The organism is Gryllotalpicola protaetiae, from assembly GCF_003627055.1.
Classification (GTDB): domain Bacteria; phylum Actinomycetota; class Actinomycetes; order Actinomycetales; family Microbacteriaceae; genus Gryllotalpicola; species Gryllotalpicola protaetiae.
In genome coordinates, this window is the sequence record NZ_CP032624.1 from 2,996,087 (window position 1) to 3,021,584 (window position 25,498).

The 25,498-nt window shown below is 66.3% G+C and carries 23 protein-coding genes; 12 read left to right on the forward strand and 11 right to left on the reverse strand.

From position 1 onward, the window contains the following. Positions 1-185: 185 nt before the first annotated feature. From D7I44_RS14600 to D7I44_RS14610, 3 genes are all read right to left on the reverse strand, one after another. On the reverse strand, positions 186-656 hold the full coding sequence (locus D7I44_RS14600) for a hypothetical protein (RefSeq protein WP_120790159.1): 471 nt from the start codon (positions 654-656) through the stop codon (positions 186-188). A 2-nt stretch (positions 657-658) separates the two neighbouring features. Next, positions 659-1,225: a TetR/AcrR family transcriptional regulator gene (locus tag D7I44_RS14605; RefSeq protein WP_120790160.1), complete on the reverse strand. Its 567-nt coding sequence runs from the start codon at positions 1,223-1,225 to the stop codon at positions 659-661. 330 nt (positions 1,226-1,555) lie between these two features. Beyond that, on the reverse strand, positions 1,556-2,155 hold the full coding sequence (locus D7I44_RS14610; protein WP_120790161.1) for a TetR family transcriptional regulator: 600 nt from the start codon (positions 2,153-2,155) through the stop codon (positions 1,556-1,558). Positions 2,156-2,222: 67 nt separating this feature from the next. On the opposite strand from D7I44_RS14610, the gene D7I44_RS14615 reads away from it, so the two are divergent. From D7I44_RS14615 to D7I44_RS14640, 6 genes are read left to right on the forward strand one after another with little or no spacing between them, the layout of a single operon-like run. After that, positions 2,223-2,864 (forward strand): biotin transporter BioY, encoded by a 642-nt coding sequence (locus D7I44_RS14615; RefSeq protein WP_120790162.1) that lies wholly within the window; start codon positions 2,223-2,225, stop codon positions 2,862-2,864. Then, positions 2,861-3,952 carry a class I adenylate-forming enzyme family protein gene (locus D7I44_RS14620; protein ID WP_245979695.1) on the forward strand — a complete coding sequence of 364 codons (1,092 nt, stop codon included), beginning with the start codon at positions 2,861-2,863 and terminating at the stop codon, positions 3,950-3,952. The genes D7I44_RS14615 and D7I44_RS14620 overlap by 4 nt, the downstream gene beginning before the upstream one ends. Beyond that, positions 3,942-5,066: a thiolase family protein gene (locus D7I44_RS14625; protein ID WP_120790163.1), complete on the forward strand. Its 1,125-nt coding sequence runs from the start codon at positions 3,942-3,944 to the stop codon at positions 5,064-5,066. Before D7I44_RS14620 ends, D7I44_RS14625 begins: the two co-directional genes overlap by 11 nt. Next, complete coding sequence (locus tag D7I44_RS14630; RefSeq protein ID WP_120790164.1) at positions 5,063-5,746, forward strand: energy-coupling factor ABC transporter ATP-binding protein; 684 nt, start codon at positions 5,063-5,065, stop codon at positions 5,744-5,746. The genes D7I44_RS14625 and D7I44_RS14630 overlap by 4 nt, the downstream gene beginning before the upstream one ends. After that, the gene (locus D7I44_RS14635; RefSeq protein WP_120790165.1) at positions 5,740-6,342 is read left to right on the forward strand and encodes an energy-coupling factor transporter transmembrane component T; all 603 of its coding nucleotides are present in this window, start codon (positions 5,740-5,742) and stop codon (positions 6,340-6,342) included. The genes D7I44_RS14630 and D7I44_RS14635 overlap by 7 nt, the downstream gene beginning before the upstream one ends. Continuing rightward, a complete protein-coding gene (locus D7I44_RS14640; protein ID WP_120790166.1) occupies positions 6,339-6,665 on the forward strand; it encodes a CHY zinc finger protein in 327 nt (108 codons plus the stop codon). Before D7I44_RS14635 ends, D7I44_RS14640 begins: the two co-directional genes overlap by 4 nt. Positions 6,666-7,186: 521 nt before the next feature. On the opposite strand, the gene D7I44_RS18285 is transcribed toward D7I44_RS14640, so the two are convergent. Together D7I44_RS18285 and D7I44_RS14650 are read right to left on the reverse strand one after the other, a co-directional pair. Continuing rightward, the gene (locus tag D7I44_RS18285) at positions 7,187-7,426 is read right to left on the reverse strand and encodes an alcohol dehydrogenase catalytic domain-containing protein (RefSeq protein WP_162940297.1); all 240 of its coding nucleotides are present in this window, start codon (positions 7,424-7,426) and stop codon (positions 7,187-7,189) included. After that, positions 7,423-8,589: an MFS transporter gene (locus D7I44_RS14650; protein WP_220093783.1), complete on the reverse strand. Its 1,167-nt coding sequence runs from the start codon at positions 8,587-8,589 to the stop codon at positions 7,423-7,425. The genes D7I44_RS18285 and D7I44_RS14650 overlap by 4 nt, the downstream gene beginning before the upstream one ends. 112 nt (positions 8,590-8,701) lie before the next feature. On the opposite strand from D7I44_RS14650, the gene D7I44_RS14655 reads away from it, so the two are divergent. Then, positions 8,702-9,061 carry a MerR family transcriptional regulator gene (locus D7I44_RS14655; RefSeq protein WP_120790168.1) on the forward strand — a complete coding sequence of 120 codons (360 nt, stop codon included), beginning with the start codon at positions 8,702-8,704 and terminating at the stop codon, positions 9,059-9,061. Between the two features lie 328 nt (positions 9,062-9,389). On the opposite strand, the gene D7I44_RS14660 is transcribed toward D7I44_RS14655, so the two are convergent. Genes D7I44_RS14660 through D7I44_RS14670 form a run of 3 tightly spaced genes read right to left on the reverse strand, consistent with a single transcriptional unit; the run spans position 9,390 to position 12,344 of the window. After that, entirely contained in the window at positions 9,390-10,340 is a 951-nt protein-coding gene (locus tag D7I44_RS14660; protein WP_120790169.1) for a GlxA family transcriptional regulator, read from the reverse strand. 10 nt (positions 10,341-10,350) lie between these two features. Then, positions 10,351-11,550, reverse strand: coding sequence for an MFS transporter (locus D7I44_RS14665; RefSeq protein WP_162940298.1), 1,200 nt, complete (start codon positions 11,548-11,550; stop codon positions 10,351-10,353). Next, the gene (locus tag D7I44_RS14670) at positions 11,547-12,344 is read right to left on the reverse strand and encodes a class I SAM-dependent methyltransferase (RefSeq protein ID WP_120790989.1); all 798 of its coding nucleotides are present in this window, start codon (positions 12,342-12,344) and stop codon (positions 11,547-11,549) included. Before D7I44_RS14670 ends, D7I44_RS14665 begins: the two co-directional genes overlap by 4 nt. A gap of 351 nt (positions 12,345-12,695) precedes the next feature. Between D7I44_RS14670 and D7I44_RS14675 the strand changes: the two genes are divergently transcribed. Both D7I44_RS14675 and mobF read left to right on the forward strand, forming a co-directional pair. After that, positions 12,696-13,343 (forward strand): CatA-like O-acetyltransferase, encoded by a 648-nt coding sequence (locus D7I44_RS14675; protein WP_120790171.1) that lies wholly within the window; start codon positions 12,696-12,698, stop codon positions 13,341-13,343. A 398-nt stretch (positions 13,344-13,741) separates the two neighbouring features. Next, a complete protein-coding gene (mobF, locus tag D7I44_RS14680) occupies positions 13,742-17,299 on the forward strand; it encodes a MobF family relaxase (RefSeq protein WP_120790172.1) in 3,558 nt (1,185 codons plus the stop codon). 4 nt (positions 17,300-17,303) lie between these two features. On the opposite strand, the gene D7I44_RS14685 is transcribed toward mobF, so the two are convergent. Both D7I44_RS14685 and dprA read right to left on the reverse strand, forming a co-directional pair. After that, positions 17,304-18,557 carry an AlbA family DNA-binding domain-containing protein gene (locus D7I44_RS14685; protein ID WP_120790173.1) on the reverse strand — a complete coding sequence of 418 codons (1,254 nt, stop codon included), beginning with the start codon at positions 18,555-18,557 and terminating at the stop codon, positions 17,304-17,306. Between the two features lie 69 nt (positions 18,558-18,626). Further along, positions 18,627-19,622, reverse strand: coding sequence for a DNA-processing protein DprA (gene dprA, locus D7I44_RS14690; RefSeq protein ID WP_120790174.1), 996 nt, complete (start codon positions 19,620-19,622; stop codon positions 18,627-18,629). A 208-nt stretch (positions 19,623-19,830) separates the two neighbouring features. Here dprA and D7I44_RS14695 point away from each other — a divergent pair, with 208 nt between their 5' ends. After that, the gene (locus tag D7I44_RS14695) at positions 19,831-20,202 is read left to right on the forward strand and encodes a sulfate permease (RefSeq protein ID WP_120790990.1); all 372 of its coding nucleotides are present in this window, start codon (positions 19,831-19,833) and stop codon (positions 20,200-20,202) included. A gap of 90 nt (positions 20,203-20,292) precedes the next feature. On the opposite strand, the gene D7I44_RS14700 is transcribed toward D7I44_RS14695, so the two are convergent. Further along, positions 20,293-21,717 (reverse strand): ApeA N-terminal domain 1-containing protein, encoded by a 1,425-nt coding sequence (locus D7I44_RS14700; protein ID WP_120790175.1) that lies wholly within the window; start codon positions 21,715-21,717, stop codon positions 20,293-20,295. Positions 21,718-21,954: 237 nt separating this feature from the next. Here D7I44_RS14700 and D7I44_RS14705 point away from each other — a divergent pair, with 237 nt between their 5' ends. After that, on the forward strand, positions 21,955-24,726 hold the full coding sequence (locus D7I44_RS14705; RefSeq protein ID WP_120790176.1) for a hypothetical protein: 2,772 nt from the start codon (positions 21,955-21,957) through the stop codon (positions 24,724-24,726). Positions 24,727-24,972: 246 nt separating this feature from the next. Next, positions 24,973-25,356, forward strand: coding sequence for a DUF2326 domain-containing protein (locus D7I44_RS14710; RefSeq protein WP_220093784.1), 384 nt, complete (start codon positions 24,973-24,975; stop codon positions 25,354-25,356). The last annotated feature ends 142 nt before the right edge of the window (positions 25,357-25,498 follow it).

The following is a 25,498-nucleotide window of genomic DNA, read 5'->3' on the forward strand; positions in this document are numbered from 1 at the left end:
TGGCAGGTGGCCGCGACCGAATACCTCCCGACCGGTGGTCGAGAATGCGTCATTTTCAGTTGACCGATGACCACTCGCGGCTGGCGATAGCGTCCCACATCACGTGAGGTGAGACACCGGAAGGCGTGATCGTCATCGTGAATGGCGCGTTCCTGTGGGGCATCCGAGGGTCGCTTCCCGCGCTATTAGAGCTGGCCGGTGGCGATGAATCCGATGATGGCCGCAGCGAGGACCAGCGCATGAAGGATCATGTGCTCGAGGTTGGGTCGGGGCCGGTCACCGATCCTGGGCAGGATGATCACGGTATGCGCATAGGTGCGCGCGTGCATCTCTTTCCAACTGCTGCCTGCGCCTGCAGTGGCCCAGGGCACCGTGACTCCGGCCACGTAGGGCAACCACCACAGGGCGAGCCCGCTGAGCGCGATCACCAGCTCGATCGCGCTTCCGATCATCCCGAGCCACGGCAAGCGTAGCTCCCCGGCGGTCGCCAACAGGATCGCCGGCAGCAGCATGATCGGGGCGTTGACGAGCACCTCGGTGCGGCGCTCGTTGGAGGTCGCTGCGGTGACGTTGTTCAGGGGGTGCAAGTCGACGAGGGTCGTGATCACGAAATACGCGTCGGCGAGGACGACGAGAGTGATGGCGGTGATGAGCATGCTCAGATTCCTGTGATGAGGCGAGCGGCGACGCCGTCGAGGAACGTCCCGACAGCGAGCTCGAACCAGTCGTCGTAGTAATCCGGTCGCGCGACCGGGGAGTGGGGCACGTCGCCGAACTCGGCACCGGCGAGGCCGATCACGAGCACGCTGAGCGAGGAGATCGCGAGCAGCGCGTCCTGCTTCCCGACTCCGAGCGCGGCGAATGCCTGCGTAATGATCGGGATGGCCGGGCGGTAGACCTCCGCCGATACGTTGGTGACGGCCAGCACCTGGGCAGCACCCGGGTGGGCGCGCAGCCCCGCGCGTACGCCGGATGCGAGCTGCTCGAACAAGGGCCGCCACGGCAGACCCTGATCCAGAGCGCCGATGACGCCGGCCCACACCTCGTCTGCGATGAGCTGCTGCAACTCGGGCTTGCCTGAAACATGGTTGTACAACGACGCCGCCTGCACCCCGAGCCGCGAGCCCAGCGCGCGCATCGAAAGGCCCGCCAGACCCTCTTCGTCCAACAGCTCCAGCGCGGCACTGACTATTCCGCCGCGGTCGATTCGTGCCCTGCGTGACATGTCACCCCCAGACGCATAAACTAACAGTGTTAGTTATGCTTTGCAAGCCGGGCTCGTAGGCCCGGCCGTGGCCCACTCATGAACTCGATGCTGGCCTGGTCATTGCAGGGTGCTCCGGCCGTCTCGACGGGACGGTGTAAAGCACGTATCGCGATCACCGCGCACGCTCTACGTCCCGATCACCTTGTTCGCCCGCGCGAAGCCTTGCCCTTGTAATGACGTTTGGTCGGCATGCGGCATGCGGCATGCATCATGCGGCTTACGGGGGAGGGATTCGTAGTCGGCCGTCGCGTTGTCAGCCGAGTGCGCATCGGGAGAGGTTCGCGTGTGTCACGCGGGGGAGCGGCTCAACTCTAGGCCGGACACCAGGAGACCCACGCCGAAGGCGTATTCGGCCGCCGGGTCGTCCTCGTCGCGGAGGGAGCCGGTGTGGTCGGCGAGCACGCCGAGGCTGTCGTACTGCATCCGCTGTTGCTCATGCGAGACATGTCCGAGTATGAAGTGCAGCAGCGTGGACGCCGCACGTCGGGCGGTGTTCGGATCGAAGCCGTCGGCGGCGATCGCGGCCGCGAGCCTGTCGTGCGCGACAGTTGATCCCAGGCCGAGCGCGAGCGTGCTGGCCACCACCTCGGCTCCGTCGCGATACGCGAGCAGTGCATCTCGGAGCGCGGCAGCCTCGGCGTGGACTCGCGCGGCGCCGCCGGGGGCGGGGCCCGGGACCGTTGCGCGGGTCACGATGCGGTCCGCCAGTTCTGCGAGAAGGCTCTGCTTGTTGGAGAAGTGCCAGTAGAGCGCGCTGGGCTGCACGTCGAGCGCGCTCGCGAGACGCCGCATGGTGAGGTCGGGGAGGCCGTAGTCGTCCAGGATGCGTAAGGCGGTGCGTGCGACGTCGTCGCGGGTGTGCCTGCGTCCGTTTTCGGATCCGGTCATGGCATAACTATACTGAACGACGTTCTAGTGAACACCGTTCAGGTGTACCGCTACTAAAGGAGCCGCCATGACCACTCACCCTGCGCCGGCCCGCCGGCCTCGTTTCCGCCGGTTGGACGCGACCGACCTCGCACGGGTGGCTGTTTTCGCAGCGATCGTGGCCGTGCTGGGCCTACCCGGCGGCTTCACCGTGCTGGGCGCCGTGCCGATCACGGCGCAGACCCTGGGCGTGATGCTCGCCGGCGCCATTCTCGGACCGTGGCTCGGCGCATTGTCGATGACCGTCCTGATGGCCCTCGTGGCGGTCGGGCTTCCTCTGCTCGCGGGTGGTCGCGGTGGCATCGGGGTCTTCGTCGGCCCGTCCGCCGGGTTTGCGCTCGGCTGGATTCTCGGCGCATTCGTGATCGGCCTCATCGTGCATGCGGGCGGCCGCAAACCGGTGCTGTGGCGGACATTCGTGGGCGTGGTGGTCGGCGGGATCCTGGCGATCTACGCAGTGGGCATCCCGGTGCAGAGTGCGGTGACGCGCCTGCCGTTGGCAGAGACGGCGCTGACGAGCTTGGTGTTCGTCCCGGGCGACCTGGTGAAGGCGGTGCTCGCCACGGCCGTGGTGATGACCCTGGTGCGGGCCTATCCGCGGGCGTTCCGTCGGGTATGGGCGGAGAAGCCTGCGACCATCTCTGAAACTGATCACGCCGTCGTGTCGTGATCGTTCCGCTCAGCGGCTCCACGACTGGGCTGCTCGACGCTCTGCGCGAGATCCGCGCGGCCGGCGACGTCCCGCTGGTCGGCGACGACCGCTGGCCGAGCGCGATGTGGGAAACCGTGCGCGCGGCCTCGGCCGGCATGCAGCTCACTGACGATATCGCCTGGGCGACGCTCACATCGGGTAGTAGCGGATCGCCGCGCATCGTGCTGCGCAGCGCGTCATCGTGGGCTGAGTCGTTCGAAGCCGTGGCGGGGTATCTCGGGGCCGGTCCGGACGATGCCGTGTTGCTCCCCGCGCCTCCTGCTGCGTCACTCACCCTGTTCTCGCTCGCGCACGCACTTGGGGGCGGACCTCGTCCGCTTCTGGGGGTCGCGTCGAACTCCGATGCCCATTGTCTGCATGGCACCCCGCAGGCGTTGCGCGCCGTGCTCGATGCTGGCGCACCCTCACGCCTGCGCGCGGCGCTGGTCGGCGGATCTCCTCTCGACCCGGCTCTTCGTGAACGTGCGGAGGCCGCCGGCATCCGCGTGACCGCGTACTACGGCGCTGCCGAGCTGTCATTCGTCGCCGTGGATGAGGGCGACGGTCTGAGAGCGTTCCCCGGCGCGGAGCTGAGCATCCGGGCCGGCGAGCTGTGGGTGCGTTCTCCGTTCATCGCGTCGGGGTACGCCGGCGCCGACGGTCCGTGGCGTCGGGACGGCGCGTGGGCGACGGTCGGTGATCGGGCGGAACTCGTTGACGGGCGACTGCGGCTGCTCGGCCGGGCTGACGATGCGATCCTGAGCGCATCCGCGACGATCGTTCCAGAGGAGGTCGAGGCCGTGCTGCGCTCGGTTCCCGGCGTTCGCGACGCGATCGTGTTCGGAATGCCCCGCGCACCGGTCGGTGCGCTGGTCGCGGCGTTCGTGGAGCTGGACGGCGACGCGGCCACGGAGCTTCGCCGCGCGGCGGTCGCGCGTCTGGCTCCCGCGCACCGGCCGAGGCGCTGGTTCGCCGGACACCTTCCGCGCACGGCATCGGGGAAGCCCGCGCGAGCCGAGGCCGCGCGCCGCGCGCTGGCCGGGGAGGTGTCCCGTCTTGACGTCTGATCGCGATCCGGTCATCATCGCTGCCCGCCGCACAGCTATCGGCACGCGCGGGCGGGCGCTCGCCTCCGTGCGCGTCGAGGATCTGGCCGCGGCGGCGATCCGTGCTGCTCTGGCCGACGCGGAAGCGGCGATCGGGGCGCCGATCGGGGTGGCGGAGGTTCTGCTGGGCAACTGCATGGGTCCCGGCGGCAACCTGGGCCGGGTGGCTGCTCTGGCCTCGGGGCTCGGGATGGAGGTCCCCGGTGGCACTGTCGACCGCCAGTGCGGCAGTGGGCTCGCGGCGGTGCTGGATGCGGCGACCGCGATCCGCGCCGGGGACGAGCGACCGCGAGTGGCCGGCGGTGTCGAGAGCGCATCCACTGCTCCGGTCCGTTCCATCGGCGGTGTCGCCTACGACCGTGCACCGTTCGCCCCGGCAGGGTTCGCCGATCCCGGGATGACGCGAGCGGCAGAGGATCTCGCCGTGCACGATGGGATCACGCGTGAGCGGCAGGACGAGTACGCCGCTCGCAGCCACTCGCGTGCACGGGCGGCCTTGATCGCGGGGCGGTTCGACGCCGAGCTGGTGCCGCTGGCCGGACTCGACCGTGACGACGCGATCGGTGCGGCAGAGCCGTTCCTTTCGCGGTTTCCAGCGCTCTTCGACGGTGGGACGGTCTCTGCAGGCACCGCCACGCGCATCGGCGACGGTGCCGCCGCCGTGGTCGTGGCGCCCGCGGGCGCGGCACCCGGACTCGTGGTTCGAGCGGCTGCCGTGATCGGCTGTGACCCCGCGCTTCCCGGCATCGGCGCCGCACCCGCCATCGAGGCCGCCCTGCTCTCCGCCGGCGCGACGGTCAGCGACGTCGCCGCGTTCGAGATCGTGGAAGCGTTCGCCGCGCAGAGCCTCGCCGTGCTGAATCGGCTCGGCCTCGCGGACGACGACTCGCGGGTCTGCGCCGACGGCGGTGCCCTCGCGCTGGGACATCCCTGGGGCGCGAGCGGGGCCGTCGCCGTCGTGCGACTGTTCAGCCGGCTCGTGCGAACCTCGACCCCGGCCGGAACCCTCGGCGTCGCCGCCGCATCGGTCGGCGGCGGCCTCGGGATCGCCGCGGTGCTGGAGGTGGCGCGATGAGCATCCGCCTCAACGACGTGTGGGTGCGCCTCGGAGACGTCGACGTGCTGCGTGAGGTATCCCTTGACGTGGATGCGCGCACCGTCGCGGTCGTGGGTGAGAACGGCTCCGGCAAGTCCACGTTCGCACGGCTGCTCGGCGGCCTCGTCGGCCACACTGCCGGCGAGCTGAGCGTTCTGGGGCTCAACCCCGCCAACCGGGCGGGCGAACTGCGGCGACGGGTCGCGGTCGTGTTCAGCAACCCGGATGCCCAGATCGTCATGCCGACGGTGGCCGAGGACGTCGCGTTCTCGCTGCGCGCCGACCGGCTGCGTTCCGACGAGATCCGGGAACGGGTGGCGGTCGCGCTCGAGCGGTTCGGCCTGACGGCGCTGGCCGACCATCCGTCGCACGATCTCTCGGGCGGTCAGAAGCAGCTGCTTGCGCTGTGTGGCGCGTTCGTGCGCGAGCCGGAGCTGGTGATCGCCGACGAGCCGACCGCGTACCTGGACGCCCGCAACGCCGGGCGCGTAGCCGATCACCTGTTCAAGGACACGGGCCACCGTTTGGTGCTGGTGAGCCACGACCTCGCGCTGGCGAGGCGCTGCGATGTGGCGGTGCTGTTCGCGGAAGGTCGGTTGACGGCGGTCGGCAAGCCGGCCGCGATCATCGCCGAGTATGAGGCGAAGCTGCGATGCTGACCCTGTACCGTCCCGGCAACGGCCGGCTGCACCGCATGCCTGCCGGTCCCAAGGTTCTTCTCCTGCTTGCTGTCGTTCTCGGCGTTTCACTGCTCCCCGCGGTGTGGTGGGCGGCGGGGGCCGCTGCGGCGGTGACCATCCTCGCCTACGCCATGGCCGGTCTCGGTGACGGCATGCGCGAGCTCGGCCGTCAGGTGCGCAGCGTGCGCTGGGTCGTCGCGATCACCCTCGCCGGTCAGCTGGTGTTCCTCGGCCCGGAGCAAGCGGTCGCCAACGCCTCCCGGGTCGTCGCGGCGGTCGTGATCGCCGCACTGCTGGTCATCACGACGCGGGTGAGCGCACTGCTGCACGCAGTCGAGCGTGGCCTCCATCCCCTGCAGCGGCTTCGCGTCGATCCTCAACGGGTCGCCCTGCTGCTGACAGTGACATTGAACACCATCCCGGTGCTGGCTCGGCTCGCCGGCGAGGTCCGTGATGCCCAGCGTGCCCGCGGCACACGGGCCAGCCTGCGCTTGTTCGTCGTCCCCTTCCTCGTCGTGGCGCTCAAACACGCGGACGAGTTCGGAGACGCGCTCACCGCCCGGGGTGTGCGATGAGCGACGCACGGCCGCGCGTCCTCGGCTCCGTCGTCGATCAGGAGACGCGCTGCATCCATTACCACACGCCGCTCGACGTGATCGCGATCAAGTTCGCGTGCTGCCAGGAGTTCTACCCCTGCCACCTCTGCCACGCCGAGACCGCCGACCACGACACGGAACAATGGCCGATCGAATCTCGCGGCGAGCAGGCGGTGCTCTGCGGCGTCTGCGGACGCCAGCTGACCGTCACCGAATACCTCGACACAGAGGCCTGCCCGGCCTGCGCCGCACCCTTCAACCCGGGCTGCAAACTCCACACGGACTTCTACTTCCAGACCTGACGTTTGTCAAACCGCAGCGCTGGGTGCCCACGTGCCACAGCTCGCACCAGCACCCCGCCGACAAGTCACCGAGGGTCGTACCCGGCATGCGTCGAGCAGGACGAGGACTACGCGCAACTCCAGGCCGTCGCCGCCGGCGGCGCGTTCTCGCTGCTCGCGTACGGCGGCGACGACGCCCGAGCTCGCCGATGCCCATCGTTTCGACAAACCGTGGGAGAAGACCTCCTCCCTTGGCTTGCGCCACGGTCGCAGGTCATCGACACCTACATCGACCACGGCCGCGTCCAGGGCGCCGAGACCGAACAGATGACGGACACCGCGTGGAGGCGGACCTGCTCGCCGGGAAGGCGACCGTGCTGGTCACCGACTCGAACGAGTCGGTCACGGCGTCGAACGTGCGGGCGCGGACCGACCTGTTCCTGGACGGCACCGTGCGCGGACCGCGGGAGGTCGAGCTGCACGACAGCATCAGAGCCGCGATCGGAGACACGGTCATCACCCACCGCACCGGTGGCACCGGATTACGAGGAGGACTCGGCAGGTGCGTGAAGCAGGATTCCCGCGATGTCCCAGCCGAGGACGGCCGGGAAACCAGGAACCTGCTGGACGGTGCCGGGTGTACGGGTCTTGACATCGACGGGGTTGATGGTCGAGGCAATCACGGCAACGATCGCCTCTCCGGCATTCGGCTGCGGTTCAGGCATGTCCTCGACTTGCAGCACTTCTGGTCCGCCGTAACGGTGGATGAGTGCGGTTCTCATGCGTGTTCTTCCTTCTGGGTGAATGAAGTGGAGGCCGCTGGTGGAGTCGCGTGGAGGGCAAGTACGGCTAACAGCAGTCCGAGCAGCGCGATGACGGCGCCGCCGAACCCGCCGAAGCGCAGCAGTCCGACGGCGACGCCGATGCCGCCCAGGGCGGAACCGATGGCGTTGGCGAGATTGAACGCACCGACGTTGACGGCGAGGGCCAGACTGGGCGCAGAGCCAGCGTGGCGTAGCAGCAGGGTTTGCAGGGGGGCGATCGTCGCGGTGGATAGCAAGCCGAGCACAAGAGTGAGTGCCACCATCGGGATCGGGTAGGACGCCAGCAACGGGAACGCTGCCAGCGTGACCACCAGCGCCACAAGAACGCCGCGCAGTGTCGCCCCGAGGTTGATGTCCGTGAGCTTTCCGGCGATGAGGTTCCCCGCGAACCCCCCTGCGCCGTATGCCAGCAGCAGTACCGGCACGAGACTCGCGGCGAGGCCGCTCACATCGGTCAGCAAGGGCACGAGGTAGGTGAAGACCATGCCGACACCGGCGAATCCGAGGACCGTCGTGGCCACTGCGAGAAGCACGGGGCCGCGCAGCAATGTCCGAATTTCGTCGCCCGCCCCAGTCTGCGGTGCGGGTGTGCGCGGCATCGCGACAGCCAACAACAGCACACCGAGGGCGGCGACGACAGCGACGATCGCGAACGGCACACGCCAGCTCGTGCTTCCGCCCAGCAGCGCTCCCAACGGGACGCCTAACATCGTCGCGACTGTGAGCCCCGAGGAGACGATCGCGACAGCCTGCCCGGAGCGTGCTAGTCCCATTGCCTGTGCAGCGGTCACCAGGGCGATCGCGAACAGCGTCGCCTGCGCGCACGCAGAGACCACTCGTCCTACCACCAGCCAGACGAATCCTGGAGCGACGGCGGCCAGGATCGTCCCGACGACGAAGAGCAGCCCGAGACTCAGCGCCAGCCCCTTGCGCGGCAGTCGGGCTGTGGCAACCGTGACGAGCGGACCGCCGATAGCCACCCCCAGCGCGTACGCGGTCACCGTCTGGCCCGCCACAGCGACACTCACGTCCAGGTCAGCTGCGACCTGGGGAAGGACCCCCGCGACGAGGTACTCGGCCGTGCCGGTGCAGAACACCAACAGCACGAAGCCAGTGAGCACGACCGATGGGTGCGGTGTCTTCTTCGAAGAGGGTGGTGCAACGCTCATACTGATAGGCTGAACCTTGACATCAATGTGAAGGCAAATCGGCACGTCTCGAGAGGTTCGTCACATGCGTATCGCCGAAGCGTCCGTACGCACCGGCATCTCCGCCCGCCTGCTGCGCTACTACGAGGATCAAGGCCTACTCGACCCAGCACGCAACAGCTCCGGCTATCGCGACTACTCCGTAGACGACCTCGTCGCTGCTCGCCGGGTCAGGCAACTCCTGAACGTCGGGCTGAGCACCGCCACCATTGGCACGGTGCTGCCCTGCCTCACCGAACGACTCGGGCAGCTCACCCCTGTCTGCGCGGAACTCATTGACGAACTCCGGCACGAACAAGACCGCATCATCTCTGCGATCGACGCGCTCACGGAATCCCGTGACGCCATTGGACAGGTCATCGCTGCCGGAACGCCAGCAGCTTGAGACCTGACACAACCCACCGCTTCCGCCCATGGGTTGGCGAGGACACCCGCGCCACCGGCGACCTCGAAGCACTTTTCCCCGACCTGCTGCCTCACCATCGAGCAACACGACTCGGCACCAGCCTCACTTAACCGATTCCATTTGGATCGGAACCTTCAACTGACCGGGAGTCGGCGCACGGACCTCAGCGATCTGAAGGGTGTTGAAGTTGACGTATGTCGCGAAGATGACCACGGAGGCAGTATTACCGTTCGAACCGTGCTGGGCATGGCCCTCTGACTGCGTCCGATAGGCGATGGTCAAAAATACTGGTGCGGTCGCTGGTCGTCTATTCGTGAAAGGCCTGGCGGTAGGCCGATGGTGAAGTTCCGATGATGCTGCCGAAGTGTCGGCGGAGGTTGGTGTCGGTTCCGAGACCGACGGCCCCAGCGATCTGGGTGATGGTGAGGTCGGTGCGTTCCAGGAGTTCTCGGGCGTGGTCGACGCGCGCCCGGAGGACCCATTGCATGGGGGTGATACCGGTGTCCGCGGTGAAGCGTCGGGAAAAGGTACGGGGCGAGACGTTGGCCTGCCTCGCAAGAGCGGTCAGGGTGAGGTCGTCACGAAGGTGTTCGAGAGCCCAGGCGCGGGTGTGCGCGAAGGCGTCGCCGAGCGGTTCAGGGATGCTGTGCGGGAGGTACTGGGCCTGTCCACCCGATCGGTACGGTGCGCTCACGAGTCGGCGGGCGACGTGGTTCGCGAGTCCGACGCCGTGGTCGCGGCGGATGAGGTGCAGGCAGAGGTCGATGCCGCTGGCAGCGCCTGCGCTCGTGAGGACCTGGCCGGCATCCACGAAGAGTACGTTCTCGTCGACAGCGATCTCGGGGTACTTCTCGCGCATAGCGTGCGTGTAGTGCCAATGCGTGGTGGCACGCTTGCCGTCGAGGAGTTTCGCGGCCGCCAGGGTGAACGCTCCGGTAGAGATCGCGGCGATCCGGGCTCCGCGGGCATAGGCGGTGCGCAGCGCTTCCATGACCTTGGGTGAGGTGCGAGTATCGGCGGGGTTCCGATAGCCGGGGACGAGGATCGTATCGGCCCAGGCGAGCGTCTCGAGGCCGTGGCTGACGGCGTAGGCCAGTCCGTTCCAGCCCTCGACCGTGCCGGGGTGCTCACCGCAGACGCGAACCTCGTACGGCATGCTCGGTCGTTTGGCGAAGACGTGGGCCGCGATCCCGACATCGAGCGCCTTCGCACCATCGAGGACGAGAACACCGACGCGGTGGTTCCTTGAGGAGGTCATCTTCGAGACACTACTGCGCATCGGCGCCCGTCGCGTTCGCGCGAGGAGGGTAAGCCGCTACCGCGTAGCCGAAGAGGGCGACGGTGACGAGGATCGCAGCTGCCGTGTAGACGGACCGGTAGGTGTCAGGGAAGACTGCGAGGGCGGCGATGAGCAGGCCGGAGAGAACCGCGCCGATGCGACGGGTATTGGCGAACAGCCCGGACGCCAGCCCCGGGCTCGGGAAGACGTCCTGGAAAACCGTCAGTCCGACGCCTGCAACTGTGGCGAAGAACCATGCGTTCAGCGGCTGCAGGATCAGGAGCTGCCAGGTGTTCTGGGCGCCAGCCGCGAGAGCATAGTATGCGACGCCCACGACACAGGAGATGAGGATCAGGGTTCTTGCGGCCATGCGCGTGTGGATTCGGCCGATGATCAGGAGCGCGGGGATCTCCATGAGAGCTGCCGCCCCGAGAATGAGGCCCGCCCACAATACCGGCGCGTGCATCTGAACAGTGACGAACAGGGTGGTGACTGTCACGGTCGCGATGTTGGTCACTTGGAGCACGAGAAACGCGGAGACGGTTCCCCAGCGTCCCCAGCCGCGCAGTTGAGTGAGAATCGGTGGACGGGAAACCTGCGGCCCCGCTTCGCTCGCGCCGCGGGGACGGGCGCGGTGGAGCAGCAGGGCGGTTGCGACGTTGACCACCCCGATGCCAGCGAGCAGCCACAGCGCGGAGCCGTTTCCGAACGCTCCGGTGCACGCGGTGGCGAGCGGCGGCCCGACTACCCACGCGAACGACACGATCGCGCGGGTCCGGATCACCCGTGACGGCGAGGCCCCGTCATGACGCAGCTGAGCGAACAGGAGCGTGGAGCCAACCCCCGGTGGACCCCCGAGGAGCACGAGTGCAAGCAACGCGACCGGCAGTGCCGTCGTCACGGCGAGGGCGATGACCATCGCGACACCGCAGATCCCGCAGATCAGCAAAGGGCGGAGATAGTCGCCCGATCTGTCGGCGGCGGCCGGGATCACCAGCGACGCGATGAACCCGCCGATGTTGTACGCGCCGAGCGTCAAACCGAGCTGTGTCGGAGTGGCGTCATAGAGAGCAACCAGCAGGACCGCAAGCAGCGGGTTCAATACCGCGAACTGCAACGCCCAGAACCAGGCAGCAGTAGGCCACAACGACCGGCCGACCGTGGATCTGAGCACCGAGGCACCCGTCACGGGCGGCCCACGATCAGGCGCAGCGATCCATCGAAGAACGGCTGGGTGCGCAGGCGACCATGCCGGGCATCCCACGCACCGCTGTCGAGATCGGCGCGGAGAGTCCGCTCGAACCGTTCGCCGACGGTCCGTTCCACGAAGCTCCAAGCCGAGTTCGCCAGGCGGGCGCCCGCGTCCAGGAGCGCTTCGGGCCGACCGTAATACGCCTCCGAGAAGCCGTCGGTGCACGCGAGAGGGATTGGCAACGCTGTGACCGTGACGGTCCCGCCGAGGCCCGAGCGGATGTCGGCAACCTTTGGGTATCGCCCTGCCTCGGTCGAGATGACCTCGGGCGCGTACTCGTTCAGCCACGAGGATCGCAACGCCGCCGGATCGCAGGTGAGGATTACGACCGGCCCGCTCGCCACGCGCCGCGCCTCCCGCAGGCCTGCACGCAGGTCCCGCCATTGGTGGACGGTGAAGGAGGCCAGGGCCGCGTCGAAGGCAGCATTCGGGAACGGCATCCGCTCGGCAGCCGCGTCGACGACCGCAGCGGAGCCGACAGGGCGCTGCGCTCGCATCGCGGCACTGGGCTCGACCGCGGTGACGTCGAGGTCCGTGGGCTCGTAGGAGCCGGCGCCGGCACCGATGTTCACCAGCGTTCTGGCGTCGCCCAGGGCAGCTGCAATCGCCGCAGCGAAGGCTGGCTCAGGGCGCCGATATCGGGCGTAGTCGAGACCGATGACCCCGTAGTCGGCATCCCCGGCGCTGCCATCCGCGCTCCGCGGATCCGTTTGATTCTTCTTTTCAGGCATGCCACCACCCTCGCGCAGGTCACAGAGCGGCACCATCGGCCCGAACGCCACCGGCCGCACGGATCACGCCAATGTCGGTAACGACTGCCACGCCACCACCCTGTTCGCTGACGGATCGATCAGCGTGAGGCCCCGTCTTTCGCGGGGCTGGCGGCAACTGCTGCCGAGGCGTCACTGATGAGTGGAGGTTGGGGCCGTTCGGTGATGAGATTATAGGACCAGCGTTGTCGGAGGCCGACCATGGTGCACAGTGCAGATCACTGGGTGCGCCGACTCGACGTCGCGCACGGTGTCTCAGGAATGGCTGGGAGCACGCCGCGTCCCTCATATCTTTGGAAGGTAGGTGGTTCGATGAACCAGAGGCGACTCGTCGACCTCGATGCCTGGCCTCGTCGCGATCAGTTCGAGCACTTCACGCGTTTTCCGTGCACATATAGCTTGACCATCCGCCTCGATGTGACATCGTTTACGACGGCTGTGCGTCAGGCGGGTCGTAAAGCCTATCCCTCACAGGTATGGGCGATCTCAAGCCTGTTGAACAGACACGAAGAGTTTCGGATGTCTGTCGATGACGGTATTCCTTCGGTCTGGGATGTCGTGCATCCGGCGTTCACAGTCTTCAACTCTGATCGCGAGACCTTCTCTAGCGTGTGGCTTCCCCACGACGATGACTTCGACGCTTTTCACGCCGAGGCAGTCGAACTGTCGCGAATCCACCGTTCGGCTGATCGGATGTTCCCGCAGGGCGAGCTGCCGGACAACGCGTTCGACATCTCGAGCCTGCCGTGGGTGTCGTTTACGGGCTTCGAGTTGAACATCGCAGGCGGGCACGGGCACTACCTGCCGATTTTCACTCTCGGAAAGTATGTCGATGAGGGTGACCGAGTGTTCATTCCTCTGGCGGTGCAGCTTCACCATGCGGTCGCGGACGGTTTCCACGTCGCGCGGTTGATCAACGAATTGCAGGAACTGTTCGACAGCGCGGGGGAGTGGCTCTAGGAAACCTCACCGCGGTGCCGGCATCTCGATAGACGGTCTTCGGCTCGGATGCGAGGTTTCGCAATGGACGCTCGAATGCACCCGGCGCCGCCAGCGAAGCACGATCAATGGCGCGACTGCCCGTGGGCCACGGTCGCGATCGTTCGGCTCGCGCATGAAGACTCCGGCAGGTCGGGTGATTCCCGGTCGTCGTCCACTCATGAATTCGATGCAGGGATGGCCACCTGCCAGGTGCGCGACGCAGTTCCCGATCATGCCGCGTAGCTGTCCGGCTGCGCGTCCGACCCGTCGTTTCCTTTTCATGATCTGAGCCACCACGCCTCTTGCAGATCGAGGTCGCCCGCCCGCTTCGGGCAGTCGCTCGCTCACCTCCCCGATGAGCGAGCGGAGGCAGGGCGATGACGGTTTCGATGCGCGTGATGTCGGCGGGTGATGGCTACAAGTACCTGCTGCGCACGGTCGCCGCAGGCGACGGTGACAGGTCGCTCTCGACGCCGTTGACGAGGTACTACAACGCCGAGGGCACGCCGCCCGGCAGGTGGCTCGGCTCCGGCGTCGCTGACCTCGGCGGCGGTCAGATCGGGGAGGGCGATCAGGTCTCCGAAGCCCAGCTCCAGCTCCTCATCGGCATGGGCCGCGACCCGATCACCGGGAAGCCGTTGGGCCGCGCGTACCCCGCGTACCGGCCTGTCGCTGAGCGGGTCGCTGAGCGCGTCGCGGACCTCGACCCTACTCTGGGGCCGGTCTCCCGTGCGGAGGCGGTCGCCGCAATCGAGGCGGAGGAGGCCGAGCGCGGCACGCGGCGAGCGGTTGCGGGATACGACTTCACGTTCTCCATCCCTAAGTCGGCGTCCGTGTTGTGGGCCGTTGCGGACGCGGGCACGCAATCTCTGATCGGGCAGGCGCATCATGCGGCGGTTGCGGAGGTGGTTGCGTTCATGGAGCGGGAGGTTGCAGCCACCCGCACGGGCGCAACCGGGCGCAACGGCGCGGTTGCACAGGTGGACGTTCACGGGCTGATCGCAACCGGGTACGACCACTACGACTCTCGTGCGGGCGATCCGCACTTGCATACGCATGTGGTTGTCTCGAACAAGGTGCAGACCGTCCTCGACGGCAAGTGGCGCTCCCTCGATGGGCGACCCATGCACGCGGCGACCGTCGCCATGTCGGAGCTGCACGAGGCGGTGTTCGCCGACCACCTGACCCGCATGTTCGGCGTCGTGTGGGAGGCCCGCGAGATGGGCCGCGACCGGAACCCGGCGTGGGTGATCGTCGGCGTGCCAGAGGAACTGCTGGCTGCGTTCTCCACGAGGTCGCGGCACATCGACGTCGAGACTGATCGCCTGATCGAGCAGTACGTCACCGAGCACGGGCGCAGGCCGGCTCCGGCGACGATCATGAAGCTCCGCGCCCAGGCAACCCTCACCACGCGGCCGGAGAAGGAAGTGCACTCGCTGGCCGACCTCACCGCCGAGTGGCGACAGCGCGCCGGCCGTATCCTCGGATCGGACGCGACCTCGTGGGCGCAGGATGTGACCGCGAACGAGGAGCCGCTACTGCTCCGCGCGGACGACGTGCCGTTGGACGTGATTGCTTCCCTCGGGACAAGCGTGGTCGAGACGGTCGGTGAGAAGCGCTCGACCTGGCGGCGATGGAACCTGACCGCCGAGGCGGCCCGGCAGACCATGAGCTACAGGTTCGCTACCACCGACGATCGGGAGGCGGTCGTCGGTCTGGTCGTGGACGCCGCCGAGGCCGTGTCGCTGCGGCTGACGCCGCCCGAGCTCGCATCGAGCCCCGCGGTGTTCCAGCGACCGGACGGAACCAGCGTGTTCCGGCCGAAGCACTCGACCGTGTTCTCCTCCGAAGTGCTGCTGGCGGCCGAAGACCGCCTCCTCGAGCGCGCCCGGACCACCACCGGACCGACTGTGCCGCTGGCGACGGTCGAGCGGATCGCGGCACGGCCCGACCGGAAGGGGCAGATGCTCGGCGACGACCAGGTCGCTGCCCTGGCGAAGGTCGCCGTCTCCGGCCGCGTCGTCGATGTCCTCGTGGGTCCCGCCGGGGCGGGCAAGACGACCGCGATGAACGCGCTCCGTCGCGCGTGGGAGTCAGAGCACGGTCCCGGCTCGGTGGTCGGACTCGCCCCCTCCGCTGTCGCGGCGCAGGTCCTCGCCGATGACCTCGGCATCCAGACCGAGAACACCGCGAAGTGGTGGGACACCCACGAGCGCACCGGCGAGACGTTCCGCACGGGGCAGCTCGTGATCCTCGATGAAGCCTCGCTCGCCGGCACGCTGTCGCTCGACCGGATTACGAGCCTCGCCGCCGAGACTGGGGCGAAGGTCTTGCTCGTCGGTGACTACGCGCAGCTCCAGTCGGTAGACGCGGGCGGGGCGTTCTCGCTGCTCGTGCACGACCGGGACGACGCCCCCGAACTGGTCGACGTCCACAGGTTCGCGAACCCGTGGGAGAAGACCGCTTCGCTCGGTCTGCGTCACGGGCGCACCGAGGTCATCGACACCTACCTGAAGCACGGCCGAATCCACGGCGGGGAGACTGAGACGATGATCGACACCGCCTACGCCGCATGGCGGACCGACCGGCTTGCCGGACGAGCGACCGTGCTGGTCACCGACTCGAACGAGTCCGTCCTCGCGCTCAACCAGCGGGCCCGCACAGACCTGATCCTCGACGGCACGGTGAACGCGTTGCACGAGGTCGAGCTGCACGACGGGACCCGCGCGGCGGCCGGGGATTCGGTCATCACCCGGCACAACAACCGACGCCTGCGCGCCGGCCGCGGCTGGGTCCGAAACGGCGACAGATGGACAGTCACCGAGGTCCGCGACGATGGCTCGCTCACTCTCCGTCGCACCGCGAGACGCTGGGGCGGGTCGGTCGTGCTCCCGGCCGGGTACGTGGCCGAACACCTCGACCTCGGCTACGCGGTGACCTCTTTCCGCGCGCAGGGCATCACCACCGACACCGCCCACGTCCTGGTCGACGCTTCGATGACACGGGAGAACCTGTACGTCGCCCTCACCCGCGGCCGTGAGGCGAACAGGGCCTACGTCGCCGTCGACAAGCCCGACGGCTCCCACGACGGCCCGCACCCTGGAGACAACATCGAAGCCACCGCCCGGTCGGTGCTGTTCGGGGTGCTGCGGCACGTCGGCGCCGAGCTCTCCGCCCACGAGACGACCACCGCCGAGCAGGAAGCATGGGCGAACATCGGTCAGCTCTCCGCCGAGTACGAGACGATCGCCGCCGCCGCGCAACGCGACCGCTGGGCGACCCTCGTCCGCGCATCCGGACTCACCGACGAGGAGGCAGAAGCCGCGATCAACTCTCCGGCATTCGGCGCGCTGACCGCTGAACTGCGCCGAGCCGAGGCCAACCACCACGAGGTCGACACGCTGCTACCGCGCCTCGTGCGAGCACGACGATTCACCGATGCGGACGACATCGCCGCCGTCCTCCACCACCGCGTCGCCAAAGCCACCGAGCGACCCGCCGGCTCCGCGCGCGCCCGCAAGATGCCGCGCCTGATCGCTGGTCTCATTCCCGAGGCCACCGGAACCATGAGCCCGGAGTTCCGGCAGGCGCTCGCCAAGCGACGCGACCTCATCGAAGCCCGCGCAGACGCGATCCTCGATGCCGTAGTCAGCGAGGGCCACGAGTGGATCGAGGCGCTCGGGAAGCAACCGAAGCAGGAACGAGCAGCGCAATTGTGGCGACATGCCGCACGCACCATCGCGGCGTATCGGGATCGCTACGGGATCGCCGACCCGCTCCCGCTTGGCGCACCCGCAGAGGCCGACGCTCAGAAGCTCGACGCCGCCCGCGCCCGCGCCGCGCTCGACCGGGCACAGAACCTCACCCAGGCTGAGCAGACAGAGCAGGAAAGCACGCGTCGCACAGGGACTCAGCGCGTTGGGCCGTCGCTGTAACGGCCTACTGCTGGTCGGTCCGCTCCGGGGGCTGGATCATCCGCACGTTCGAGACGCCGCCCTGGTTCACGCAATCCAGGGCGAGGTCGTGGACATGCCAGTAGTAGTCCAACGCAGGCTCGACCGCGTTCACGGTGGTCTCGACCGGGGCGTAGTGGTGCAGCGGCGTGGAGACGCCGTCAAAGGTCTGACCGAAATTATCGGTGGTCAGGATGGTCAGCGGCTGCTCGCCGGTCCACTCGATCCCGATACGCACGTCGTACTCGTCGTTGTCGGTCGCCTCGGCCGTGGCGCGGAGGAGTCCCATGAAGTCCGCGATACCGCATTCAAGACCAGCAGACTGAACCTGCGAGCCCTCGAAGTAGCCGTCACTGCTCATGCGATGCCCGCCCACCGCCGCCGCGAGAGTCACCGAACCATCGCGGTGAATGCTCAGCCAAGACTCTTTCCACGTCGACCGGTCGCCGGTCGCAGTGTTGACCGCAACCCAGCGCCGCAGACCAGGTCGAGGGTTGTGCCTGTCGACGCTCTCCAAAGGATGAACCCCACCTCGGCCAGCGTACGTCAGGGCAAGCCCCTCGGTCTTGGACAGCACATCACGGGCCTCGTCCCGAGTCAGCCGATCCCGGAACCGGGGAACACGGGGATGGGCGACGGCAATCAGCCAGGCACGCTCACCCGAGCTGCGCCCGCCCGCGGCTTCGGCGAATAGATTGTCCAGGGCCTCGGTGGCGTGGCGACGCTCATCGAACCGCGCTCGATACATCGCCTCGATCTGACGCTCCTTCATCCACACAGTGTCCGAGTCGTTGCGCACCGGCGCACCAAAGTAGTCGTTCCTGTAGATCAGATGCGGGCCGTCGACGCTCGACGGGATCTCGACCACGATGGCACGGTTGCCCTCATCTCCGAGCCGATGCACGTTCAGCCCGAACACCGGCGGCGAGATGGCGGTGATCGCGGCGCTGCGTAGCGATCTCTCATACGCCTCATCGAACTCGCCGACATCGACCCGCTCCGTCGCGGCCTTCTGCGACTCCCGCACGCCGAAGACGATGACTCCTCCGCCGCTGTTCGCCATCGCGGCGACATCCTTGGGGAAGTCAGTCTGCGGCAGCCCCTTCGCCGGCGGCAGCTCAGACTTCCAATCCAAGTCATTCGCCTCCACCACGCCGCCGCTCACCGCCGCATCGAGCAGCTCATCGGTCAACGGCCCCGGCGCGACCCCGAGGGCGCGATGCAGTGCGGTAAAGGTCATGTTCTAAGCGTAGAGATGAGCGAGCACATCACCCGGGACATCGGGACACGCACCGCGGACCTGACGCAATTACAACGAACGTCCCGGAGGGCGCGCGGAGCGGGCTACCCCGGCCTCATGCTCAAACGCTCGCCCGCTGGCTACGGCGGGCGGGCGGGCGAGGGCGTTGACATCGTCGGCATCGGTGATGAGGGAGGCGATGCCTTCGCGGAGCAGCTGGTGAGCGCCCGAGCTCGCGGCGCTGGTTACTGGGCCGGGAACTGCGCCGACCGGGCGGCCGATCTGGGCCGCGCGGGCGGCGACGTTGAGTGAGCCCGAGCGGTAGCCGGCTTCCACGATCACGGTCGCGCCCGAGATGGCGCCCAGGATGCGATTGCGGGCGAGAAAGCGCCACTTGGTCGGCGCGGCACCGGGGGCCATCTCGCTGACGAGTAGGCCAACGTCGCCGATGCGATCCAGCAGCTCATGGTTGCCTGCCGGGTAGAGACGGTCCAGGCCGCCCGCGAGCACCGCGATCGTCCGCCCTCCCGCAGCCAAGGCGGCGCTGTGCGCGGCCCTGTCGATGCCGTAGGCACCGCCGGCGACGACGAGCCGTTCGGTCCTTGCCAGATCGGAGGCGAGCTCGACGGCGACGTGCTCGCCGTACCCGGTGGCTGCGCGGGCGCCGGTGATCGTCACCCGATCGTGAAGCGGTGTGGTCAGAAATGAACCGGCCCCGCGCACCCACAATGCGGTCGGCGTGCGGTCGCCCAAATCGTTCAGGCCGCTGGGCCAGTCGCTCTCACTGGGAACGATGATGCGGAGCCCCAGCCGGTCGGTCTCGGACAGCGCCCGCGTGATGGTGCGCACATCAAGACGAGGAGCGACCTTCTTCCGCCACAACTCACCCTCGACCGCATCGACTTTCTTCGGGAACGCGCCGGTGCCTGCGGCCAGGCGCACGGCCTCGGCCGCGCCGACCGCCGACACCAGCCTGCCCGTCACCGAGTCATCCGGCTCCAGTGTGGCGGCGAGAGCGACCCTGGCGGTTCGCTCGTCCTTGGCGAGAGAAGTGATCATCACCATGCCCGGCTCCCATCAGACTGTGCCAGGCAGGTGCGCGCTCGGAACCAGGGCGCGAAGTGTGCACCTCTTACGAATGTCGCCCGGAAGTCGTACCCTAGAAGAGAGGCAGCGTTCCAATCTCTGCGGGTCCTTCGGGACAGTCCCTTCGGGGCCACTCATCATGTTCTGCCTCCTCGACGGAGAAACACGTCTGATGAGAGGCCCGACCATGCTTAGACTGCTCTGGGCGGCAAGCGTCCACACCCGATACTTCCTTCGCCGCTACATGCCGACGAACATCCTGCTCGACCTGATCCGCACTCGCCGCGGCCTCAAGTGGGGTGTCCCGGCGATGCTCCTGGCCGCCCCGCACCTGCTCGCCGCGAGCATCTGCACCAATCTCATCGCAGACGGCGCTCCGGGATGGCTCAACCTTCTCGTGCTCCTGTTCCTGTGGAACGCACTCAAGTTCCTGGTCATGGGGCCCGTCAGCCTCGTCCTCCTGCTCCGCGTCTGCGTCCGAGAGAGCGCTGAGCGCCGCCGCGTGCGGCAACAAAGCGACGCCATGAAGTCGGCTCGCTACGAGGCCATCGGAGCGTAGACACAACCATGTGATGCAAGACTGCCCGGCCACTCCCGGCGACAGTGCGTTGTGACACGAGACGCCCTCCGCGTAGGTCGGCGCGCAAGCTCATCTGATTCCATACTTCACTGACTGAGTTCGCCGAAGCATCGCATCTACCTCAGGTTCGTCAAGACCTAATTCGCGGAGCATCACAGCTTTCATCAGCGTGCTGAGAAGTACGAGCGCCTCAGATAGTTCCCGCCCTTGGAATCGATCGCCGAGGTCACCAACGTGCGTTAGTGAGTCACGTGTATCAACGACGCGCCGAAGGAAGCGCTCTCGCCGCTCATACCGCGCTCGAACGAACGGGCTGGAGCGGCCGACCATCAGTTCGAGGCGGGCTTTCAGGCTGTGCTCGTTTGCGTGCTTGAGGCGAGACACAACAAGCTCACCTTGTGGTTCACCTTCGAGAGCTTCCTTGACCTTCCGTTTGATGGGAGCGAAGTCCACTTCGGGAATCGCGAGCGACGGGTCGAGAACACCATGCCAAACCTCCAGCGCGCGCACTACGCGCAGGAAGGACTCCTCGAATGAGCTCAGTGCGGGCCACATCACGTATGCGAAGAAGTTGTAGAAGGCCGATCGTCCTTGCTCATCCATTTCAAACCAACGGGCCACAAGTGTTGGAAAGCGCACCGCCATCTCGTCAAAGGGGATGAGGAACTCAAAGTCGGCAGGAAATTCACGATCAGTTGGATGAGCCATCCAAGACGAAGTGAGCCACTCGAAACTGCCAGGGAAGATCGGGTAGTCGTACCCGTCCTTGGGCGCGCCCACACCTTCCGCGTCATCGTCTTCGGCATCGGCGGGCTGAACTGTCAGACTCTCGAACTGGTCGCCCGTATCGCAGGCCAATGTCATGAGGTGCAGCACAGGCGTAACAAATGCCTCCCACGCCGCAGATAGAGCCAATGGTTCGTCAGGCACGTACTCAAACTCTGGTACGTAGCGACGGCTGAAGCCGATAGAACTGGACCGCTGTTGGATGTTCCATCGAAAGGTGAGGGTTCCAGCCAAGAGCCGCGACCTGAGTGGCTCAGGAACCGCGGACCGGACCGCGACTGCTCCGGCCTCGGAGGTTTCCTGCACTTCAGGTGAGTGTTGGTCCGCCCAGGCCCTAGTCGCGCGCGTTCTCAGAGTCAGAGACTTCACCATCGTCGCGGTTCCATCTGGAAGCCAGGCCCCAACAGCGATCTCTCGCGCAGCCCAGACCTCACTGTGCTTTCCCGCACGCGTAGTCGTCAGTATCCGCTGCGGCTCAAGCATCGTGACTCGTGTGCCGTGAGCGTCCGTTCCGAGGATCTGGAAATCGTCAGTCCATAAATGTTGGCCGAGGAACTCGCCGTCCACTTCCAAGCGAGCGCCTTGTGCGGGAGTGAAGGTCAGGGTTCCGGGAAGTGCGATGTCGGGGTGCGTCGAGAAACTCCACTCGCCTCGGAAGAGCCGCTCCAATGTCGGCGCTCCCGCGCTCCCCAGCTCGATTGTGCTCATGTCACCATCCTCCTGCAACGTAGGCTGCAAGGTTCCTTTAGCCGGGCAAGACCTCCCTGAGGCCCATAGTGGATCGCACTGCGCCTGGACCCAGATCTCCTCAGACGGGACGCCACTTACGACTGGCTCTGAGATTGTCGCCCTTATCGCAGACTATTGAGCAGCGGGTGTGGCTTCCGCGTCGGTGTCCGTCCCTGATGGGATCATTGGGCAGGACGATTCACGGGAGGCGGCTCGATGGCGCAGGACTACCCGTTGGAGGAACTCAGCCCGCGGGCGTTTGAGCAGCTCACAGTCGCGTTGGCGCTCAAGGCACTCGGGCACGGAGTCGAGGCCTTCGGGTCGGGCCCGGATGGTGGACGGGAAGCGACCTACACCGGACCGGTGAACTGGTCCGCGACAACGGGCTTCGGGACGGACTCTTGGGACGGGTACATCGTCCTTCAAGCGAAGCAAAAGGAAACCCTCGGAACTCCTGCGCAGAACGCCTCATGGCTACTGAAGCAGGTTTCCGATGAATTCGATTCTTGGATGGCCAACGACAGTAAGCGAGGACAGTTTCCTCAGTACATCATCTTCGTGACGAATGCGCGGCTAAGCAGCGTCGCAAACTCTGGCGGAATCGACCAGATCAACGCCAACATCCGTCAGCGGATCACCTCGCCCGTGCCTGGAACTGACGGCCGGGACTCGTTGGCCGCCCGAGGTCTTCGGTCTGCGAAGGTCTGGCATCGCGACCAGCTCAACGGCTTACTGACGGTGAACGACGGAATTCGTAACGCCTTCAAGGGAATGCTGACGGTCGGGGACCTACTCACCCGGCTCGGTGCGCTCGGCGGGCTGCTCGATCCTTCTCAGTTCGAGCCTGTTTTAAAAGCGCACGCAATGAGAACTCTGGGCGTCGAGCGCTGGGTGAACTTCAGTGACGCTGGGGGGACAACCCGACAATCGATCGACGAGGTCATCATCGATCTCAAGGCCGACGGGACGCGCGCCGAAAATACGACGCTGCTTCAGGAAGTGATCGACCGCGGCGACTCCGTACTAAAGCCGTCATTCCACTCGGCGCAGCCGCACCTCGTCATCACAGGTCAACCTGGTAGCGGCAAGAGCACGACCACGTCGTTCTTGACCCAGATGTACCGGTCCGGGTTCGCTGCCGACGAATCACTCACAGCAACAACAACCGCGATCCTCGACGGAACCGCAGCCGCCCTGGAGCGCATCGGCGTATCGGCCCCAAAGAACCATCGGTGGCCGATTCGGGTAAACCTCGCGCACTACGCCGACGAGATTGGTCCAAGCGGCGATAAGAGCCTGTTGAGATGGCTGAGCGAACGCGTGACTGCCCGTGCCGAACTGGACATCAAGCCGCACACACTGAAGAGGTGGTTCCAGCACTGGCCGTGCCTCGTCGTCCTCGACGGACTCGATGAAGTCACCGCGCCGGAAGTGCGCCCCCGCGTGCTGGACGAGATCAGAACCTTCGTCGAGGAAGCGCACCAGGACGATGCAGACCTCCTCGTGATCGTCACGACCCGACCAATGGGTTACACGGAACAGATCATGCCTGAGCTGTTTACCCAGCTCAACTTGAAGTACCTGGATGCTCCGACAGCTATCAGCTATGGACGCCATATCACCTCTCGCCGACTCTCTGACGACCTAGACCGCCGAGATCAAGTCATCGCACGCTTCGAGCGACACGCATCCGACGCCACGATGTTGCGACTCATGAAGACGCCGCTACAAGTTCTGATCATGACCTTGATCCTTGAACAGTTCGGAGTACTTCCGGCTGACCGATACCAGCTTTTCTGGCGATACTTCGAGACCATCTACCAACGGGAATCAGCGAAACCCACAAACCTCGCACCATTCCTGGCCGAACATCGACCCGCGATCACGGACCTTCACGAAGCTGTCGGCCTGTCGCTACAAATCCACGCCGAGACCTCGACCGATGCACGTGCGATCCTCACGAAGGATGAACTGCGCCAACTTGCCGTCCAGCGGCTCGTCCAGGTCGGTCACCAGCTTGGCCCGCAGGTGGACCGGATCGCGGACCGGATTGTCCAAGCAACCACCGAGCGCCTGGTGCTGCTAGTCCCTGCAGAGAACGACGGAGTCTCTTTTGAGATACGCAGCCTTCAGGAACTGATGGCCGCACGCGCGTTGAGCAATGTCACCGACGAGCAACTTAACGCTCATCTGTCAGCAACCGCGCCGAGCCCTCACTGGCGCAATACCTGGGTGTTCGTGGCTGGACGTGTGTTCGCAGAAGGTCCCGATCATCGCCGAGACCTCGTCACCGACGTCGTGGAAAACGTGGACAAGAACGCGAATTGGCCCGGCTGGTTGTGCGCAATCGGCCCGGAGCTGGCGGCATATCTGCTCGACGACGGCCTAGCTGCCCGGACTCCCAGATGGCAGCGAAGATTGATCGACGTGGCGCTGCGAGCACTCTCGGGTCCCGTTCCGCAAGACGTTCGTGCCGTCGCAATTGGCCTCTCCAACGCCAGCGTGGGAAATGACCTGATGTACATCCGGAACGCGCTGAAAGCAGCGTTCGCGGGAACTCCCGTCGCGCGCACGATCGCCCATTCCGTGCTGGCGGCCGGCCAGTTCGGCGCGCCCATACCGGAGGCACAGACCTCCCTCGGTCAAGTGACCCGAGTTGACGCTCTATTGGCCGACCTCATCGAGCCCCAGCTAGCCGAGCTCGGACTATCGGAAGGCGCTCGCCAATCGCTGGACAGCATCCTCATCGAGCTTCGCGAGACTGCTCTGACAGCCGCTTGGGACGCGAGCCTTCAGCGACTACTCGCAACGCTGCCATCGTCGCTGCCCCATACGATCGCCGGACTACGGGATGCCGAGGTCGGGACCGCCCTCGAGATTTTGCTCGGGGCACTCGGGCCCGAGAACTGGAGCGCCACGGCGGCATTGGGGCAAGCGGTGTGGCCCTCGCTGGCTCGGGTACCGGTCGGGCGACAGCTTGAGTCTTAGAGGCAGTTCAACTCCATTTCGAGTTTACCTACGGGCCTGAACGCCGATTCGCAATCCTGCGCGAGGGGGTCGAGTGCAGTCCAGCTCCCTCGCCGCCGGTGCTCGGTTGTGGCGTCGGAGATTCCATGCGGTACCGCGGACGTGTGAGGTTTCGCACTTGTCGTACGCCCCTTGGTAGGCTAAAACTCAAGTAAACAAGCGGAATCAGACGTTGGTACTTCTGGCCCATGACGGCATTCTGACCTGTTGGTCTCTCCGTCGTCTCTGGGGACGCTGAAGGTCAAGCCGGAAATCTCGGGCGACGCCAGCACGGGCATCCTGGGAGTTGAGACATTCCTTCTCGACATCGTCACCTTGATTCAGGGCCTCCAGCTCGGACGGGCACCGCGGGTATTAGTGCATGACAGCCACAACTTCGACGCGACCGACCATCGGCAGGTCGCGTCCTGCCTAAACATCGGTGCGCGCTTAGCGGAGCAGTACGGATTTCAGTACGTCGTCACAATGAACTCAGACTTCTTGGCGTCCGTAGAAGCCGAGGGGGCCTTCGATAGTTCTGACTACCTTCTCGATACGAGGCTCAGCGACGCAACTGAGGACGGTGGCCTGTTCGGTTTCCGCTTCGAGTAGGCGCAAGACCGGCATGCCGTTATTGGATGGTGCTGCCAGAGTGGAGCCTGTAGAGACCACCGCGGAGCTCACGCTCTCAATGGATCAACGTGCAATCGTGGCAAGATTGGCTTGGACACACTGACGTCCAGACCGTCCGCGG